We start from the raw sequence: 17,103 nt of genomic DNA on the forward strand, positions 1-17,103 counted from the left end.
GATGTATTTTCAGGATGTAATTTTAAGCCTACAGAAATACTGGAGCGACAGGGGCTGTGTGCTTTATCAGCCCTATGATATAGAAGTGGGTGCGGGTACTTTCAACCCCGCAACCTTTTTGTACTGCCTCGGTCCCGAGCCGTGGAACGTGGCATATGTCGAACCGAGCCGCCGCCCCACGGACGGACGTTACGGAGAAAACCCCAACAGGCTTCAGCACTACTATCAGTTTCAGGTGCTGATGAAACCGTCACCGGACAACATACAGGATTTGTATCTGGACAGCCTGCGCAACCTCGGCATAAAGCCGGAGGATCACGACATCCGCTTCGTTGAGGATGACTGGGAATCACCCACCCTCGGCGCGTGGGGTCTCGGCTGGGAAGTATGGCTGGACGGCATGGAGATTACTCAGTTCACATATTTCCAGCAGGCGGGCGGCATAGACCTCAAGCCTGTTTCCGGAGAGATAACCTACGGTCTGGAAAGGATAACCATGTATCTTCAGGGCGTGGAATCAGTTTATGATCTCAAATGGAACAAGGACGTCAGCTACGGCGATGTTTACCATAACAACGAAGTGCAGTACTCCAGACATAACTTTGAGGTGGCGGATACGGACATGCTTTTCAAGCTGTTTGAAATGTATGAGAAGGAGTGTATACGCATAGTGGAAACAGGGCTGCCTTTACCCGCCTATGACTACTGCCTGAAATGCTCGCACACGTTTAACCTGCTTGACGCCCGCAACGCTATCAGCGTTACTGAGCGTACAGGCTATATCGGCAGAGTGCGCAACCTCGCGAAACTCTGTGCGGAAAGCTACCTCGCCATGCGCGAGAGCATGGGCTTTCCGAGACTGAAGAAGTAAAAATATAAGGGGCTGCCCTAGATTATTTCGATTATCTAGGGCAGCCCCTATAAATATAAGCTGGCATTACTATTTTCACCTACAAAAACGAAACTGCTTTTATTTGCCTGATTTCGAGTGCGCTTTTTTACAATATTTTAAAAAATTCCCAACTATTTTTCAGCTATTTTATTTCGCGGACAATTCTCTTTTTTTTGCTCTTACGCCCCTATAAGCGATTCGTACGGGATATTAAAATCTTTATGCAATTTTCTGATCATATTAATACTCAGCCCTCTTTTTCCTTTCAGAACTTCGCTGACTCTGTTGTGTCCGCCAAGTGACGGAGCTATATCACTGTTGGTGAGCCCCATCTGCTCCATGCGGAATTTTATTGCCTCAACGGGGTCGGGGGTATTTATGGGGAACTGCTCCTCCTCGTATTTCTCAACAAGGATGGAAAGTATTTCAAGTTCATCAATATTTTCCTGTGTTTCAGGCATATCCATGAGGGCATCTGTTCTTTTTAAATAGTTTTTATAATCTTCTTCTGTTCTTATCGGTTTCATCTTACACCTCTGCGGCGTTAATTTTATCGTATTCCTTGTGCGTTCCTATAAAGCGTATATAAACCAGCCCGGCGGTATAATGCAGTTTAACTATCAGCCTGTATTTGTTGCCGCATATATTGAAAACTGCTCTGTTCCCGCTGATAATGCTCACGCTGCGGTACTTTTCCTTTATGCAGTTAAAGCTTTGCCATTTTGCCTGTTTTGCTTCATAAAACCACGCCTCAAGAGCATTTCTGCTGTCAGGATGTAGTGTATAAAATTCTGTTAAGGTTTTCCGGGCAATTATTCTCATAGATAAAGATAGAGTGTAGCTGTGAATATGTCAACGGTATTTTTCCCATTTTGGGAAAAATACCGTTGTTGTCTGATTTGTTATTTGTTTCTACTCCGCCGGGCAGGTTTCCAGCGCTTCCATGTTTTTGCCTGTGGCGTTGAAGGTGAACTCCTTGCTGCCGTCTGTGGATTTGCCGAAGTTTTCAACGGCGAATTTCACGAGAACAGGCATTACCTCGCTGAGCTTATCCTCTGAATCCTGTATGAAGATTTTTCCCTGCCATATGGGCTGTTCGCCTGTTTTACCCTTGGCAAAAAGCTTTACATCCAGATACTTGGTGAAGTCATCCCTTGAGGAAGAGCCTGTGGATGTGCCGAGGAAGGTTCCGAGCGACAGTCCGCTGCCGAAGGTTCCGGCGCCTACTCCGACTCCGAAGCGAGCCTTGGGTTCATTATCCTTGCTTCCTGTAATGCCGAAGGAGGGGGCAATCACATATTCAGACGATTTCGTATCCTTCTCCCATCCGATGCAGGCAAGCTGTTTTTCCAGCATGCTCACGTAGCCCATCGCTTCAAGGTCTGTTTTTATATCCTGAGACAGCATGAAATCGTAAGTTTTTGCGGTATAATCATCCAGACCGCCGTAACCGGTTACATTTACGGTATAGCTGGCGCATCCGAAAAGACCTAATATTATTATCGATATAAGCAGAAGCCTGCGCATGTTCATCTCCTTTGATTATAATTAACTGTTAAGTATAAAGTTAGACACATCGTAATTATAAACAAGTGAATTTTACCTGAGAGGCGTTATGCGGTGACTCCGAAGGTGAGCATGCGGTACATGCTGTGGATGAAAATGACTACAAGTATAAGGAATGTGATGATATTTATGTCTGTTGAGTATGGGTCTACCTTGTCGGATGGGAGAGCTTTCTTTTTGCGGTCATGATCCATTTTATAACGGGCGACCTTGTTAATTATAAACACAGCGGCAGTGAACCCTATCAGGGCGAAGCTGTCAGCCTTGTAATATGCGTATACAGATGTCAGCGTGAGAAAAACAACAACCATCACACTCCTCCGGAAAAGTATTTATAAAAAAACGGAGGTGTGATGTCAAACGCTTTATCTGTATTTGTCCGCCAGAGCATCCAGTTTTGCAACAAGGCTTTTCACATTTCTGTCCAGTTCATTGATGGAGGTCTCTATGCCTGCCCTGTTGTTTGATTTAAGTCTGTTCATTATCTCGTTGCCGAGTTTATGCACGCCTTCGTGGGGTTTTGCGAGCGCCTGAAAGTCCTGATCTTTACCGAACAGCTCCATGCCTTTGCCGAAGTAGAATTTGCCGAAGCCGCATGTGGTGTGATCCGGAAGCTGAATTGTCGTACCGTTCTGGAAGCAGTCAAAAATGCGCTTCATGAAGGCGATATGGGCTATTTTCGCTGTCACGAAATAAAAGCCTTTGCTGGTGTAGGTGAGCTTGGCGTATTTATCCGCTATTCCGTTGAGGCTTCCGGTGAGATGGTTCGCATCCGCCATAAGCTCCATAACCACATCGTTAGTGTGTTCGGAGCCTCTGGCAACGTTTTCCACACTTTGTGCTATCTCCTCCGTGGTGGCGCTCTGTTCTTCGATCGCTGCGGAGATGCTGCCTATGGCGCTGTTGAGGTCTTCCACTGCGGCGTTTATGGTGTGGAAGCTTTCAAAGGCGTTTTCTGTGCAGCCTTTCTGTATCTCCACAGAGTCTGTGACCCCTTGTGAGCCTTTGGAGACCACACGGATGTTCGCCTGCATTTCCTTCACCATGTTTTCTATCTCTTTGGTGGATTTCTGGGTTCTCTCCGCGAGCTTGCGAACCTCGTCCGCAACAACGGCAAAGCCTCTTCCCGCTTCACCCGCTCTCGCGGCTTCTATAGCGGCGTTCAGCGCAAGGAGATTTGTCTGGTCGGATATATCATTGATAACGGAGATAACGCTGCCGATTTTGTTTGCGTTTTCGGTAAGCTTGCCGACTTCATTGCCGAGGTCGCTTATTATGCCGTTTATGCTTTCCATCGATGCCTTGGATTCCTCAATAGCCATTGTTCCGTGCTTCGCCATACGCACGCTTTCCGCGGCTTTCATGGACGAGTCGTTCACACTCATTGCTATGTCGTTGATAGCAAGGCGCATCTGAGCACTTGCGGCGGCAACCTGAGTAGCCATTGACATGTTCTCGTCCACTGATTCGCGCACCTTTATAACCGCCATGGAAACTGGCATGGTTTTCTCCGAAGCATCGCCTATGCGGTACAGAGTATCCACGAACTCGTTATCCACAAAGTCAATAAAAGTGTTCAGCGATTGCGACATATCCGCCACCATGCAGGAGCAGTCGGTCTTCATGAGGGGCATTCTAGCAGTTAAGTCTCCCTTTCCTCCGCAGAGATGGGCGAGCATGGAGCTAATTTCCTGAAGCTTGGCGACAATCGACCGGAATAAAAGGAACATAAACAGCAGGAACAGAGCTGTGCATATTCCCGCCAGAATGTATGACGGATAAGCTGCCGTTACAAAAAACATCAGGGCGGTCAATCCGAGCATTATATGGAATTTTGTTCTTATGGAAAGGCAGGTGATCAGACTCATCTATTCTCCCCTTTAATATTGATAATGAATTTTCGGAAAACTTAATAATGGTAATCTTTTATTAGCATGTTTGTCAATTAATAGTGAATCATATATAATAAATATGATTATAATTCAGGCGTCAACTCCTCTCCTTTGGAGTGTTTGCTTGGATTTTGATAGTTAATATCCGTATAAAAAATAAATGTTAAGTAAAAAGACAAAAAAAACAGGCAAAAGAAATTCTGTTTATTAATATGATCTTTGGGGTACAATATATAAAATGTCCACGGAGGGCGGCTATGGAAATTAAAAATACGCAGATAACCGGACTGATGGGTTTTCTCGGAGAATTTCTCCACGGAAAGGATCAGGGGCTCAGGCTTGCTCTCCTCACTTTTTTCACCAAAGGGCACTTGCTCATTGAAGATCTGCCCGGCTTGGGTAAAACAACCCTCGCCATCGGGCTCGCCAAGGCGCTTGGCTTAAGCTTCGGGCGTATCCAGTGCACAAACGACCTTCTGCCGACGGATGTTACCGGACTTTCCATTTATAATAAGGATGACAACCGCTTCGAGTTTCAGCGGGGACCTGTTTTCAACAATATTGTCCTTGTGGATGAGGTGAACAGAGCAACGCCCAAGACCCAGAGCGCACTCCTTGAAGCCATGGGAGAGAAGCAGGTTACGGCGGAAGGCAGCACTTACAACCTGAACCGTCCGTTTTTTGTGATAGCCACTCAGAACCCTGTCGATCAGTTCGGAACTTTTCCTCTGCCCGAATCCCAGCTTGACAGGTTCATGATGAAGATAAGTCTCGGCTACCCGAACAGGGAGGCGGAACGGATTATCCTCAGCGGCGGCAGCAGGCGGCGGGAGCTTTATGATATTGCACCGCTGCTTTCTCAGGCGGAGATTGAGATTATACAGAAAGAGATAGAGAAGGATGTTCAGGCGGCGGATAAAATCATTGATTACGTGCTAGATATAGCCCAAGCCACGCGCAGCAGCAGGTTTCTCCGCGCGGGGCTTTCCACAAGGGCGACCCTGTTCATGATACGTCTCGGCAAGGCGAATGCTTATTTCAAGGGGCGTGACTATGTTATCCCCGAGGATATTAAGGAACTCTCGCCCTATATTATAACCCACAGAGTGCTCTTCAATGAAGAGTTTCAGGGCAGCGACAGAGATTTCTACATCCGCTCACTTATAGATGAAGTGAACATGCCCGCATGAAAAAGAAGAAGCAGGGCGCACCGTCAGTTATACGGATAAAAAAGGCGGGGTGGATATACATAGCCCTGTGTATTTTCATGGGTGTGGGCGCTGTGAACACGGCGAATAACCTTGTATATATCATTGTCGCCCTGATGCTGGGCTTTATGGCCGTTTCCGGCTTCTTCGGCGTGGCGGACATGAACCGCCTGCGGGTGGAAATAAGCCTGCCTGACGAGATATACGCCGGACGGGTCTGTCCGGTGAACGTGAGGCTTGTCAATGAGCGGAGGTTTCTTCCCGCTTTTCTCATACGCATACATGTGCGGGGTCAGGAACTGCTTTTCCCATTCACAGATACAGGCGGAGAAACCGTGAAGTTCGCCGAAACAGTTTTCGGTTCCAGAGGAAGACACTCCATAGGCGGAATGTACGTTTCTACGGTTTTTCCGTTCAATTTTTTTGTCCGGTACAAAGATCTTAGCAATTCAGCAGATGTAATAGTGTTTCCTGCTCCCGTTCCCTGTTCATCCGGTTTTTCCGATTCAAAATCCGGCGGACAGGGGGAAAGAGAGACCGACAGAAAAGGATTCGACTCCGAGCTTATGTCCATACGCAATTATTCCGCAGGGGATTCCATGAGAATGATCCACTGGAAAGCCACAGCCCGCACCGGCAGCCTGAAGGTTAAGGAGGTGGCGGCTCTCGGCGCTGAACCCGTTATTATAGATCCGGACAAGTTCGGCGGCGGCACGGAGCAGAGGCTCTCATGTGCTGTGTGGCTCATCAACAGCCTGATGGACAAGGGTGCGCCTGTGGGGCTGAAAACGGCTGAAAAGCTCTATCCGCCGGATGTCACAACTCCGCACAGGCTTAAGATGCTCAGGGAGCTTGCTCTTTATGACTGAGATAAGAAATGTGGTGAATATTCTCACATACCTTATAGCTCTCACAGGCGTCATTCCACTCGTTGGGGAGACGGGAATTGCCTACACTGCGGTGTTTTTCGCCGCTACTGTTTACGGCGCTTGGGCGGAGGCGCAGAAAAAGGACTCAGTTTCCCGTCTGTGGCTTAACATACTGTCCGTTATGATCATTCTTTTCACGATCGCCCGTATGAATCTGGATAATATGGTGATTCCCGCCCTTGAGGCTCTGCTTGCGATTCAGGCGGTAAAATTCATTGAACCGAACAAAAAATTCCGTGATTTCATGCAGATATACATGATAGCAATGTTCATGGCAGCAGGTTCAGCGCTGATCAGCTTAAGCATATGGTTTCTGGCGTTCGTTTTTGCTCTGTTTCTGCTGATTTCCGTTTCAATGGTTCTGCTCACCTACATAACGGAGGACGAACGTGCGGCGATGCCTGCCAAGCACATAAAACGCATTATATATAAAACAATTGCCATACCTCTGCTCTCAATTCCCGTGGCTGTGATGCTGTTTGCCGTTCTGCCCAGAACAAATTATCCTGTTTTCCAGTTTCTAAACAGGGAGGACGGCACAATGACCGGCTTCTCGGACAGCGTGGCGTTGGGGAACGTGTCAGAAATTCAGCAGGATTCGAGGCTGATTTTCAGAGCTGAAATGCCGGAAATGATCGGCGCATCACCCTACTGGCGGGGAATAGTGATGGACAGCTTTGACGGAAAAACATGGAGCACATCACACAGCTCCGGCAGAAGAGGGCGGATACGTCCGGTGAAGAACCTCACGGAACAGACTGTATACCTTGAACCGTATGGAGATAAATATCTCTTCGGGCTGGATGTTCCTTTTCATATAGATATGCGGGGCAGCGAACGTGAGCGGGATTTCGTTTACACCATGAACCGTCCGGTGCAGAAGCGTATTCAGTACAGCGCTTTTTCCGCGTCAGAAAAATATCTGACCGAGGAATTTGATGATTATGAACGCTTTCTGGAGCTGCCTGAGATTTCTGCGGAACTGGCTGAGTTTGCGGACGGCTTCAAAAATATCGTGTCCGGCGAGGAATTGGCGGAGCTTATGCAGGTGTATTTCATCCGAAACGGCTTCAAATATTCATTGGACAGGCTGCCTGTTTCCCAAACTCCGCTGGAGGATTTCCTTTTTAAATCCAAGCTCGGCAACTGCGAATACTACGCATCCGCCGCGGCGGTAATATTGCGGAGGAACGGCATTCCCGCAAGGCTTGTGGGCGGTTATGCCGGAGGATATTACAATGGTGCGGCGGGTTATTACGCTGTGCCTCAGCGCAATGCTCATGTCTGGGTGGAAGCATACATAGACGGAAAAGGCTGGCGGCGCATCGACCCGACACCTGCGGCGCCTTCGGCATTTAACGGCGGCGAAAGAACCTTCGCATTCCGCATGCGCCTTCTGGCGGACACAGTGAATTTTTACTGGAACGCGTTTGTAATAAATTATGATTTCTCCAAGCAGGTAAAAGCGGTGCGTTCCGTGCGGGGAGCCGCCGAAAAGCTGAAAAACGATTACAGGTCAATAGCGCTCAGGACTTTAGCAGTATTGCCCTATCTGCTTGTTCCTGTCCTCTTTTTTGCAGTCTGGCGTTTCAGAAGCATATTCAGGGCAAAAGAGGACGAGGGCTACGCCCATGCTTTCCGTAAGCTTATGAAAAGAAAGGGTTATGATATGAATCAGTCAGCCGGACTCACCGAGAACAATATAAAAGATCCGGAGCTTAAACGGCTGGCGGACGAGTTTGCCGCAGTTTTCCACGGCGCTTATTACAGAGGCAGAAACCTGACAAGGGATGAAAAAAAGCGGCTTGCCGAACTCCTGCGGGTGATGAAGACTCAGCACCCGCAGTAATACAGCATGGCTTTTTTTAACGTATCGGTTATTCTCTTATCTATCAGCCTGTCAACAATTGCGAATGCGAAGTCCGGCGCAGTGGCGGGACCTCTGCTGGTTATGATATTGCCGTCTTCCACAACTTTTTTCTCAATGTAGCTTTCACCCAATACTTCTGCGTATGAAGGGAAGCAGGTTGCTTTTTTCCCTTTCAGAAATCCCTTTTCCGCCAGAATGTAAGGCGCCGCGCATATGGCGCAGATGAGCTTCCCTTTTTCACTGAAGCTGTACAGCAGATCGATCACACGGCTGTCGGCATTGAGGTTATCCGCTCCGGGCTGACCGCCGGGGAGGACTATTGCGTCGAAGTCATCAGCGTTTACGCTGTCAATGAGCCCGTCGGGCAGAACCCTGACTCCTCTGCTGGACGAAACAGCGCCTTCCTTAAGCCCTGCTATGAAAACATCCGCCTTCGCTCTGCGGAGAATATCCACTGTTCCGAGCGCCTCTATCTCTTCAAATCCGTCTGCTAGTATCAATGCGATTTTTGCCATTTGTTCCTCCTTTGGTCTATCACGGTAAAAACTACGTCCTGTGTTTTTACCGTGTACGCTCGCGCCGTGTTAAACACGGCTTCGCTGCGCACGGCGTCGGCACATCCTGTACATCTATCTCTTCAAATCCGTCAGCTAGTATTAATGCGATTTTTGCCATTTGTTCCTCCTTTGGTCTATCACGGTAAAAACTACGCCCAGTGGTTCCCGTATCTTGCAGGGGAAGCCTGAGATTGCTTCACCCTTTCAGGGTTCGCAATGACGTTATGATACGTCACTGCGAGGAGTAAAATGACGAAACAGTCTCTAAAAGTCAGGGATTCTTCGGCTCTGCCTCAGAATGACAATTGTCTTCGCCCGCCTGCGCCTTGCGGAGCAGCGATTCTCCCTGTACGGTAGGATTCTCTATGCCATTTTATTCCGCCTTTACTCTTTTACCTATAATATATTGAAAACTCGTTTAAGTTCACCTAAAATGAGCGCATATATCAGATTTTACGGAGGGCGTTACAATCATGGATAAAGACAGAGTATATCTGGATAAAAGTGAAATTCCCAAACAATGGTACAACATTATGGCGGATATGCCCAAGCTTCCCGCTCCGCCTATCAGCCCGATAACCGGCAAGCCTGTGGCTCCGGAGGAGCTTCTTGCCATTTTCCCTCCCGCTCTGCTTGAGCAGGAAATGACAGATAAAAGATGGATCGACATACCCGATGAAGTGCGTGAAATCATATCTCTGTGGCGCCCCTCACCGCTTATCAGGGCCAGAAGGCTGGAAAAAGCCCTCGGCACACCGGCTAAAATATATTACAAACATGAAGGCGTATCTCCGGCAGGCAGCCACAAAACAAATACGGCTGTGGCTCAGGCTTACTACAACAAAGAAGCCGGAATAAAAAGACTCACCACCGAAACCGGAGCCGGACAGTGGGGCAGTGCGCTGAGCTTCTCCTGTGCCCAGTTCGGCATGGAGTGCAGGGTTTACATGGTTAAGGTGAGCTACTTCCAGAAGCCCTACAGAAAAGCCTTTATGAAAATGTTCGGCGCTGAGATTTTCCCCAGCCCGTCAGAGCTTACAAACGCAGGGCGGGAAGCCCTTAAACGCAATCCCGATATGCCCGGCAGTCTCGGTCTTGCCATAAGTGAGGCAGTGGAAGAAGCGGCAGGCAGAAGCGACACCAACTACGCTCTCGGCTCCGTGCTCAACCATGTCTGCCTTCATCAGACGGTTATAGGGCTTGAAACACAGAAGCAGTTCGCCAAAATAGGCGCTTATCCCGATATGATATTCGCGTCATGCGGCGGCGGCTCCAACTTCGCCGGAATAGCCTTCCCCTTTGTGCTTGACAAAATAAACGGCAAAAAGGTTACTGCTGTGGCGGTCGAACCGGCAAGCTGCCCCACGCTGACCAAAGGTATTTATACATACGACTACGGTGATGTTGCGAAGCTTACGCCTATCATGCAGATGTACACTCTCGGACACGATTTTGAGCCGCCCGCCATCCACTCCGGCGGTCTGCGCTATCACGGGGAATCACCTCTGGTGAGCGCTTTGTACAATCAGGGGCTTATTACGGCGCAAAGTGTGCCCCAGCTTGAGGTTTTCAGCAGCGCGCTGATGTTCGCCAAGGAGGAGGGGATTGTCCCTGCTCCGGAATCATCCCACGCCATTGCCGCCACAATCAAGGAAGCTCTGAAATGCAAAGAAAGCGGAGAGGCTAAAACCCTTCTCTTCTGCCTCAGCGGACACGGGCACTTTGATATGATGTCATACGAGGCTTTCACCGACGGCAAGCTTGAGGACTACGCATACCCCGAAGCGGCTATAGCGGAGTCTCTTAAAAATCTGCCAGAGGTAAAATGAGAATACTCCTTCACCAGTGCTGCGCCCCCTGTTCGGTTTACCCCGTAAAGGAGCTGAAAGAGGGCGGGTACGATATATGCGCGTATTTCTTTAACCCGAACATACACCCGCTCACGGAGCTTTATGCCCGTTTTGAGCAGGCTGTCCTGTTCAGCAGAGCACAGGGTATTGAAATGATTGCGGATGAAACTTACGGTCTGACGGACTTTACAAGAAGCGCCGCCTTCCGTGAGAATATGAGATGCGCCTTCTGCTATTCCTCACGAATGGAGAAGGCGGCGTGTCTTGCGGCTGAGAAGGGGTTTGACTGCTTCTCCACCACACTGCTTTACAGCAGGTACCAGAAGCATGAATTGATCATTGAGATATGCGAGGCGGCTGCGAAGAAATACGGTGTGCCGTTTCACTATGAGGACTGGCGGGAAGGCTGGCAGTACGGCATAGACGAATCAAAGCGGCTTGAGATGTACCGCCAGAAATACTGCGGCTGCGTCTACAGTGAGGAGGATGCCTTTAAGGGGCGTCTGGCTAAGAAATTTGCTAAGCTTAAAGAGGAACTGTAGATATGGGCGGAATGGGTAAGATGCTGATTATTATGGGTATTGTCCTTGTTCTTGCCGGAGTGATATTCACTGCGGGCGAGAGGTTCGGTCTCGGTCGCCTGCCCGGAGACATTGTATTTAAAGGGAAGAATTTTTCCTTTCATTTCCCGATAGTTACATCCATAATCGTGAGCATTGTCCTCACTGTTGTTCTGAATATTTTCTTCAGGAGATAGATAAGTGAAGTCATTTCGTAAAGAGCTTTTCTTCAACACCACAAAAAGGATGGAGTTCATCAACATCACCAGTCACGTTGAAAAGGCTCTGGAGGAAAGCGGCATACAGGAAGGGCTGTGTCTGGTGAACGCCATGCACATTACCGCCTCGGTTTTTATAAATGACGACGAGCACGGGCTTCTGTCCGACTATGCGAAATGGCTGGAGGAGCTTGCGCCGCACGAACCTCTGAGCCGCTACAGGCACAACCTCACAGGAGAAGACAACGGAGACGCCCACCACAAGCGCCAGATAATGGGCAGGGAAGTGGTTGTCGCCGTCACCGGAAGCAGGCTTGATTTCGGCACATGGGAGCAGATTTTCTATGGTGAGTTTGACGGCAGACGCCGCAAGCGGGTGCTTGTGAAAATAATCGGCGAGTAGTGCGTAAAAGTCCGGTTGGTAATGCCGATTATTATAATTAAGACAAGGAGTGTATTTTGCATCTTCATATATCACACAACGATCTTGACGGAGTCGGCTGCGGCATACTGATCAAGAAATACCTCAAGAACGTGAACACGCTCTACCTCAACTATAATGATGTTGATCAGGCGCTTGAGGAAGAGAGCGGCGGATATGACGGCGTGATAATTACCGATGTTTCGCCTTCCAAGCGGGCTTATGAAAGCATGCTGGGGGAGACGGAGATTACTTTTATCGACCATCATCCCACATCGGCATGGCTCAAAGGGAACCACGGAGTCGTTCACGACACAGCGAAATCAGCGACAAAGCTCACCTATGAATGGCTTGAGTCGCAGGGATACGATGTTTCTCCCTATGCTGACTTTGTGGACTGCGTCAACGACTTCGACATGTGGCACATGAAGCGCGCGGACAGCCTCCAGATGAATATTCTCTTCATGAAGCTGGGCATAGACAGGTTTGAATCAAGGTTTCTCGCTGTCCCCTCTGCCGAATTCGGTGAGAGCGAAGCGCTTATTATCGAGATAGAGGAAGACAGACGTGACAGATACATCCGCAATTCCGCCAAATCCGGCTTTCAGTTTACGGACACCAAGGGGCGCAGCGCCTACGCCGTTTTCTGCGAGGAGTACAACTCAGAAGTGGGCAACTACATAACCGACGAACTCGGCGTGGACTATGTTGTTATTGTGAATGCGCAGAAAAAGAAGGTCTCGCTCCGCTCAGTCCCCGAGGTTGACGTGTCGGAGATAGCCGTGAGAAACGGCGGCGGCGGGCATAAAAACGCCGCAGGGTTCAGTGTTGACTTCGGCTTCGGTATGAAGTGCCTGCTCCGTGATATGGGGGTTTTTGAGTGAACGCGGAATTTGTAAAATCGGCAGTATTTGAGAAGGATTATCCCGAAAGCGCATTGCCGGAGATAGCGTTCGTGGGGCGCAGCAATGTGGGTAAGTCGTCCATGATAAACTCGCTTCTGGGGCGTAAAAAGCTGGTGAAAGTCAGCGCTAAGCCCGGCAAAACCAGAACACTTAACTTTTTTAATATCGAGAACGAAATAATGTTTGTGGATCTTCCCGGGTACGGCTTCGCCGCCGTTTCCAAGTCCGAGCGCGCCTCATGGGCGAAGTGCATAGAGACTTACCTCACCAAAAGGGATAATCTGAAAGCCTGCGTGCTTATTCTCGACATTCGCCGCCTCCCCTCCGAAGAGGATATGGACATGCTGGGATGGCTTTCCGAAACGGAAACCCATACTCTGGTGATACTCACAAAAACCGATAAACTTTCAAACAATCAGATTGCAAAACAGGTTCGCCTTATTGCAGAGGAAGTGGGAATTGATAAGGAACATTTCTTTCTTTACTCGTCTGTTACGGGACACGGTAAAGATAATGTCTGGGAAGCGCTCCGCTCGGTCGCGGGTCTTTAAGTTATTAATCGCATTTGTTTTTATAGTCTTTTTCGTATATTCCAACCTTTCCGCGCGCCTGCATACGCATACTGCGGAGGTTGCGCTTCTGGACGGAAAAAGACTTATCGTGCCGCTTATTGATGATATAACCTCGGCGGAACGCTCCATAGACATGACAATATACATGTTCAAGGCGGACAGGGAGAAGCCCGCCGATACGGAGCTTCTGCTCCTTGCCCTTGGAAACGCCGCCAAGAGGGGGGTTGAGGTGAGAGTGGTTTTTGATATTGAAGAGGACGAGAAGTCCTTCCTTAACAAGGCAAACAGGGAAACAGGCGCAGCCCTCGCCAAGGCGGGGGCGATTGTGCTTTACGACAGCCCGAAGAAGCGTCTGCACACAAAAATGACCGTTATTGACGGACGGATAGTTTATTCCGGCAGTCATAATTATACTTACAGCGCGTTCAATTATAACGATGAAGTGACCATGCGCCTTGAGTCTGAATCTCTGGCGGCGGAAGCCACTGAATATGTTGAGAGGTTTTTCAGGTGATAACCGGAACAGTGGTAAACAGTGCGGCGATTATCGCCGGAAGTGTGGCTGGGCTTGCCTTCGGCAAAAGGCTCGGCGAATCGGTTAAGGACTCGGTCGTAAAGGTTGTGGGGCTTGCCGTGGCAGTGCTCGGCATAAAGATGGCGTTTGAGGATCACGATTTTTTCCCCGTGATAGTCTCTCTTGTTATCGGAACGGTGATAGGGGAGCTTCTCAATATTGAAGGCAGGCTTGAGCAGCTTGGGGAAACACTGAGAAAAGCGATCAAGAGCAAGTCGGAGAACTTTGTGAACGGCTTTGTGACCGCATCAGTGATCTACTGTGTGGGCTCCTTCGCCATACTCGGCAGCATAAAGGACGGGCTTATGAACGATCCGAGCCTTTTGTATGTAAAAAGCCTTCTGGACGGCATAATATCGGTTATCCTCGCCTCCACGCTGGGGATAGGCGTAATTTTTTCCGCTGCCAGCGTTTTTATTTATCAGGGAATATTAAGCCTTCTGGCGTTTAATTTAAGATTTCTTCTCAGTGAACCCATGTACGTGAGCGCGATCTCCGTCACAGGCGGGGTCATTATTCTCAGCATAGGCATAGGGCTTTCCGGCATTGCCCGTTTCCGTACGGCGAATATGCTTCCTGCTATTTTTATCACTCCAGTTTACGATTATCTGACTTTGATTCTGTCATAGGTGTGATAAAATTAGGTATGAGCGGCAGTTATTTCTGCTGTGTCAATGCGTCACTCTCTCTAATTCGCCGTGCGCAGCGAAGGCAGGTTCATCCTGCCGCGAGCGTGTATAAAAATCCGACAGGATGTGCGGATTTTATTGTCAGGTCAAGGAGGCACAGGAAGTGCCGTCGCCGTGCGCAGCGAAGGCAGGTTCATCCTGCCGCGAGCGTGTATAAAAATCCGACAGGATGTGCGGATTTTTATTGTCAGGTCAAGGAGGCACAGGAAGTGCCGTCGCCGTGCGCAGCGAAGGCAGGTTCATCCTGCCGCGAGCGTGTATAAAAATCCGACAGGATGTGCGGATTTTTATTGTCAGGTCAAGGAGGCAATAACATGAAATCCTTAAAATCTTTTATTATCTTTCTTATAGCTGTAGTTTTTGTCTGTATACTGATAACAATGAATGCGAAAGCGGCAGACGGTGAAAAGGTTTTCACCGCAAAATGCGTCAGCTGCCACAGCCTTGAGCTTGCTCTGAAAAAACAGTACGATCAAAAGAAGTGGGCTTCCACCATAGACAGAATGAAAGGCTTCGGACTCAAGATTACTGGAAACGAAGCCTCAGCCGTGGCGGAATTTCTCGCCTCAAAGGAGAAAAAATAGATGAAGCATTTTGACATAATTAAGCCTGAGGAACTCAGCGATAACCCCTTCAGGCTGATCGGCAAGGACTGGACGCTGATCACGGCGGGCACAATCGACGCATACAACACCATGACCGCGAGCTGGGGCGGTCTCGGGATCCTCTGGAACAAGCCCGCCGCCACTGTTTATGTGCGCCCCACAAGACACACATACGAATTTATGGAAAAACACGGGGAGTTCACTCTTTCCTTTTTCAGTGAGGAGTACCGTTCCGCTCTGAACTTCTGCGGCTCAAAATCCGGCAGGGATTACGACAAGGCTCTTGAGACGGGGCTCAGCCCAATGGCTTTCGGTTCCTCCGTGGCGTTTGAGCAGGCAAGACTGGTGCTTCTCTGCAAAAAGATATATTTTCAGGATATGGACAGCCGCAATTTTCTGGATGACGGAGCAGAAAAATTTTATCCTGCTAAGGATTATCACCGAATCTATATAGGAGAAGTATTGAAGATATTCAAGGAGTAGACATGAACCTTATTTATCACAGCCAGCTGCCGGAGAGAGTAGCCTCAGCCCAGAAGCATTTCCAGTCGGCGATGACCGACGGAAAAATGATTTTGCTTGCAACTGTTTTTGTTATGGTAGTAATTGTATTTGTGCATATGTTTTTAGAATCGAGGAAGAAGTGATATGCCTGAACTGCTGTACACCCCAAAACCCGAACCCACGGCGGAAGAGCTTGTAGCATCCATTTTCAGCTACATCGGTCTTATCGCGAACGAACACAGACTGGATCAGATGCTTGTGATTCTGGCGGATATGGGGCGTGATCTGGTCGTGGCGGACAGGTGCACTGTCTGGCTTATTGACAGGCGCTGGGATATTCTCTGGACAAAGGTTGCCCACGGGGTGGACAGGATAAGCATACCTCTGGGAAGCGGCATAGCGGGTAAAGCCGCTGAGAATGACGAAGAGATCATCATAAACGATGCCTACAGTGACCCGCGTTTCGATAAAACCGTGGACATGCAGACCGGATACCATACAAGAAATATGATCGCCATACCCTACCATGATCCGGACGGAAACGTGATTGGGGTTTTTCAGGCTATAAATAAAATGACCGAAGAGGGCAATTTCACCGAAGAGGATGTGCGCAGGCTTATGCTTGCCGCCACCTACACAGGGAAGGAACTTTCCACAGTGCTTATGCAGCAGGAGATTGAACGCACTCAGAAGGAGATTATCTTCACCATGGCGGAAGCGGGGGAGATGCGCTCAAAGGAGACTGGCTTTCATGTAAAAAGGGTCGCCGAATATTCCTACCTTCTGGCTATAGGCTGCGGCATGAGCGAAAAAGAGGCTGAACTGCTGAAAATGGCATCGCCCATGCACGATATAGGCAAGGTCGCCATACCCGATTCCATCCTGCTGAAACCCGGCAAGCTCACTGATGAGGAGTGGGAGGTTATGCGCAGTCATGCCGTAATGGGCTACAACATACTCAGGCATTCGGAAAGGAAGATCCTAAAGGCGGCAGCCACGGTTGCCCTGACACACCATGAAAAATGGAACGGAAAGGGCTACCCTAACAGGCTCGCAGGAGAGGACATACATATATTCGGACGCATAACCGCCATAGCCGATGTTTTCGATGCTCTGGGAAGCGACAGGGTGTACAAGAAGGCTTGGGAGCTTGAGAAGATCCTGAATCTTTTAAAGGAGGAGAGCGGACAGCATTTTGATCCGTCTCTGGTTAAAGTATTTTTTGATAATCTTGATAAATTTATCGCAGTAAGAGACACCTATAAGGATATGCCCGGCGAGGGGCACTGAG

The 17,103-nt window shown here is 49.0% G+C and carries 21 protein-coding genes; 15 read left to right on the forward strand and 6 right to left on the reverse strand.

Going from position 1 to position 17,103, the window contains the following annotated elements:
• Window position 1 precedes the first annotated feature (1 nt).
• Window positions 2-871 (forward strand): glycine--tRNA ligase subunit alpha, encoded by an 870-nt coding sequence (gene glyQ, locus EP073_RS05280; protein ID WP_128466120.1) that lies wholly within the window; start codon window positions 2-4, stop codon window positions 869-871.
• Between the two features lie 200 nt (window positions 872-1,071).
• Here glyQ and EP073_RS05285 read toward each other — a convergent pair whose 3' ends face one another.
• The 5 genes from EP073_RS05285 to EP073_RS14065 form a co-directional block, all read right to left on the reverse strand.
• On the reverse strand, window positions 1,072-1,419 hold the full coding sequence (locus tag EP073_RS05285; protein ID WP_128466121.1) for a helix-turn-helix domain-containing protein: 348 nt from the start codon (window positions 1,417-1,419) through the stop codon (window positions 1,072-1,074).
• 1 nt (window position 1,420) lies between these two features.
• Window positions 1,421-1,714: a type II toxin-antitoxin system HigB family toxin gene (locus tag EP073_RS05290; protein WP_128466122.1), complete on the reverse strand. Its 294-nt coding sequence runs from the start codon at window positions 1,712-1,714 to the stop codon at window positions 1,421-1,423.
• A 90-nt stretch (window positions 1,715-1,804) separates the two neighbouring features.
• The gene (locus EP073_RS05295) at window positions 1,805-2,419 is read right to left on the reverse strand and encodes a hypothetical protein (protein WP_128466123.1); all 615 of its coding nucleotides are present in this window, start codon (window positions 2,417-2,419) and stop codon (window positions 1,805-1,807) included.
• Window positions 2,420-2,505: 86 nt separating this feature from the next.
• A complete protein-coding gene (locus EP073_RS05300) occupies window positions 2,506-2,769 on the reverse strand; it encodes a hypothetical protein (RefSeq protein WP_128466124.1) in 264 nt (87 codons plus the stop codon).
• A 54-nt stretch (window positions 2,770-2,823) separates the two neighbouring features.
• Window positions 2,824-4,326, reverse strand: coding sequence for a methyl-accepting chemotaxis protein (locus EP073_RS14065; protein WP_128466125.1), 1,503 nt, complete (start codon window positions 4,324-4,326; stop codon window positions 2,824-2,826).
• Window positions 4,327-4,607: 281 nt separating this feature from the next.
• On the opposite strand from EP073_RS14065, the gene EP073_RS05310 reads away from it, so the two are divergent.
• From EP073_RS05310 to EP073_RS05320, 3 genes are read left to right on the forward strand one after another with little or no spacing between them, the layout of a single operon-like run.
• Complete coding sequence (locus EP073_RS05310; RefSeq protein ID WP_128466126.1) at window positions 4,608-5,540, forward strand: AAA family ATPase; 933 nt, start codon at window positions 4,608-4,610, stop codon at window positions 5,538-5,540.
• On the forward strand, window positions 5,537-6,427 hold the full coding sequence (locus EP073_RS05315) for a DUF58 domain-containing protein (RefSeq protein ID WP_128466127.1): 891 nt from the start codon (window positions 5,537-5,539) through the stop codon (window positions 6,425-6,427). Before EP073_RS05310 ends, EP073_RS05315 begins: the two co-directional genes overlap by 4 nt.
• On the forward strand, window positions 6,420-8,336 hold the full coding sequence (locus EP073_RS05320) for a transglutaminase TgpA family protein (protein ID WP_164885281.1): 1,917 nt from the start codon (window positions 6,420-6,422) through the stop codon (window positions 8,334-8,336). Before EP073_RS05315 ends, EP073_RS05320 begins: the two co-directional genes overlap by 8 nt.
• Here the strand turns inward: EP073_RS05320 and EP073_RS05325 are convergent.
• Entirely contained in the window at window positions 8,321-8,872 is a 552-nt protein-coding gene (locus EP073_RS05325) for a DJ-1 family glyoxalase III (RefSeq protein WP_128466129.1), read from the reverse strand. The two genes, EP073_RS05320 and EP073_RS05325, sit on opposite strands and share 16 nt — an antisense overlap.
• 515 nt (window positions 8,873-9,387) lie before the next feature.
• Here EP073_RS05325 and EP073_RS05330 point away from each other — a divergent pair.
• From EP073_RS05330 to EP073_RS05380, 11 genes are all read left to right on the forward strand, one after another.
• Window positions 9,388-10,743: a TrpB-like pyridoxal phosphate-dependent enzyme gene (locus tag EP073_RS05330; protein ID WP_128466130.1), complete on the forward strand. Its 1,356-nt coding sequence runs from the start codon at window positions 9,388-9,390 to the stop codon at window positions 10,741-10,743.
• The gene (locus EP073_RS05335) at window positions 10,740-11,306 is read left to right on the forward strand and encodes an epoxyqueuosine reductase QueH (protein ID WP_128466131.1); all 567 of its coding nucleotides are present in this window, start codon (window positions 10,740-10,742) and stop codon (window positions 11,304-11,306) included. The genes EP073_RS05330 and EP073_RS05335 overlap by 4 nt, the downstream gene beginning before the upstream one ends.
• 2 nt (window positions 11,307-11,308) lie before the next feature.
• A complete protein-coding gene (locus EP073_RS05340; RefSeq protein WP_128466132.1) occupies window positions 11,309-11,521 on the forward strand; it encodes a DUF2905 domain-containing protein in 213 nt (70 codons plus the stop codon).
• 4 nt (window positions 11,522-11,525) lie between these two features.
• On the forward strand, window positions 11,526-11,945 hold the full coding sequence (locus EP073_RS05345; protein ID WP_128466133.1) for a secondary thiamine-phosphate synthase enzyme YjbQ: 420 nt from the start codon (window positions 11,526-11,528) through the stop codon (window positions 11,943-11,945).
• Between the two features lie 56 nt (window positions 11,946-12,001).
• Window positions 12,002-12,847 carry a DHH family phosphoesterase gene (locus EP073_RS05350; RefSeq protein WP_128466134.1) on the forward strand — a complete coding sequence of 282 codons (846 nt, stop codon included), beginning with the start codon at window positions 12,002-12,004 and terminating at the stop codon, window positions 12,845-12,847.
• Window positions 12,844-13,419 carry a ribosome biogenesis GTP-binding protein YihA/YsxC gene (yihA, locus tag EP073_RS05355; RefSeq protein ID WP_128466135.1) on the forward strand — a complete coding sequence of 192 codons (576 nt, stop codon included), beginning with the start codon at window positions 12,844-12,846 and terminating at the stop codon, window positions 13,417-13,419. The genes EP073_RS05350 and yihA overlap by 4 nt, the downstream gene beginning before the upstream one ends.
• A gap of 109 nt (window positions 13,420-13,528) precedes the next feature.
• Window positions 13,529-13,954, forward strand: a complete 426-nt coding sequence (locus tag EP073_RS05360) for a phospholipase D-like domain-containing protein (protein ID WP_164885282.1) — start codon at window positions 13,529-13,531, stop codon at window positions 13,952-13,954.
• Window positions 13,951-14,643 carry a DUF554 domain-containing protein gene (locus tag EP073_RS05365; protein ID WP_128466137.1) on the forward strand — a complete coding sequence of 231 codons (693 nt, stop codon included), beginning with the start codon at window positions 13,951-13,953 and terminating at the stop codon, window positions 14,641-14,643. Before EP073_RS05360 ends, EP073_RS05365 begins: the two co-directional genes overlap by 4 nt.
• Window positions 14,644-15,017: 374 nt before the next feature.
• The gene (locus tag EP073_RS05370) at window positions 15,018-15,287 is read left to right on the forward strand and encodes a c-type cytochrome (protein WP_128466138.1); all 270 of its coding nucleotides are present in this window, start codon (window positions 15,018-15,020) and stop codon (window positions 15,285-15,287) included.
• Window positions 15,288-15,791, forward strand: a complete 504-nt coding sequence (locus EP073_RS05375; protein ID WP_128466139.1) for a flavin reductase family protein — start codon at window positions 15,288-15,290, stop codon at window positions 15,789-15,791.
• A 165-nt stretch (window positions 15,792-15,956) separates the two neighbouring features.
• The gene (locus EP073_RS05380) at window positions 15,957-17,102 is read left to right on the forward strand and encodes an HD-GYP domain-containing protein (protein ID WP_128466140.1); all 1,146 of its coding nucleotides are present in this window, start codon (window positions 15,957-15,959) and stop codon (window positions 17,100-17,102) included.
• The last annotated feature ends 1 nt before the right edge of the window (window position 17,103 follow it).

Origin of the sequence: Geovibrio thiophilus (genome assembly GCF_004087915.1) — a bacterium.
Classification (GTDB): domain Bacteria; phylum Chrysiogenota; class Deferribacteres; order Deferribacterales; family Geovibrionaceae; genus Geovibrio; species Geovibrio thiophilus.

Bases quoted from the DNA above. Each gene is read 5' to 3' on its own strand.
- EP073_RS05330 (WP_128466130.1), top strand. From the start codon at position 9,388: ATGGATAAAGACAGAGTATATCTGGATAAAAGTGAAATTCCCAAACAA.
- EP073_RS05320 (WP_164885281.1), top strand. From the start codon at position 6,420: ATGACTGAGATAAGAAATGTGGTGAATATTCTCACATACCTTATAGCT.
- EP073_RS05340 (WP_128466132.1), top strand. From the start codon at position 11,309: ATGGGCGGAATGGGTAAGATGCTGATTATTATGGGTATTGTCCTTGTT.
- glyQ (WP_128466120.1), top strand. From the start codon at position 2: ATGTATTTTCAGGATGTAATTTTAAGCCTACAGAAATACTGGAGCGAC.
- EP073_RS05285 (WP_128466121.1), bottom strand. From the start codon at position 1,419: ATGAAACCGATAAGAACAGAAGAAGATTATAAAAACTATTTAAAAAGA.
- EP073_RS05375 (WP_128466139.1), top strand. From the start codon at position 15,288: ATGAAGCATTTTGACATAATTAAGCCTGAGGAACTCAGCGATAACCCC.
- EP073_RS05310 (WP_128466126.1), top strand. From the start codon at position 4,608: ATGGAAATTAAAAATACGCAGATAACCGGACTGATGGGTTTTCTCGGA.
- EP073_RS05380 (WP_128466140.1), top strand. From the start codon at position 15,957: ATGCCTGAACTGCTGTACACCCCAAAACCCGAACCCACGGCGGAAGAG.
- EP073_RS05315 (WP_128466127.1), top strand. From the start codon at position 5,537: ATGAAAAAGAAGAAGCAGGGCGCACCGTCAGTTATACGGATAAAAAAG.
- EP073_RS05290 (WP_128466122.1), bottom strand. From the start codon at position 1,714: ATGAGAATAATTGCCCGGAAAACCTTAACAGAATTTTATACACTACAT.
- EP073_RS05325 (WP_128466129.1), bottom strand. From the start codon at position 8,872: ATGGCAAAAATCGCATTGATACTAGCAGACGGATTTGAAGAGATAGAG.
- EP073_RS14065 (WP_128466125.1), bottom strand. From the start codon at position 4,326: ATGAGTCTGATCACCTGCCTTTCCATAAGAACAAAATTCCATATAATG.
- EP073_RS05370 (WP_128466138.1), top strand. From the start codon at position 15,018: ATGAAATCCTTAAAATCTTTTATTATCTTTCTTATAGCTGTAGTTTTT.
- EP073_RS05335 (WP_128466131.1), top strand. From the start codon at position 10,740: ATGAGAATACTCCTTCACCAGTGCTGCGCCCCCTGTTCGGTTTACCCC.
- EP073_RS05295 (WP_128466123.1), bottom strand. From the start codon at position 2,419: ATGCGCAGGCTTCTGCTTATATCGATAATAATATTAGGTCTTTTCGGA.
- EP073_RS05300 (WP_128466124.1), bottom strand. From the start codon at position 2,769: ATGGTTGTTGTTTTTCTCACGCTGACATCTGTATACGCATATTACAAG.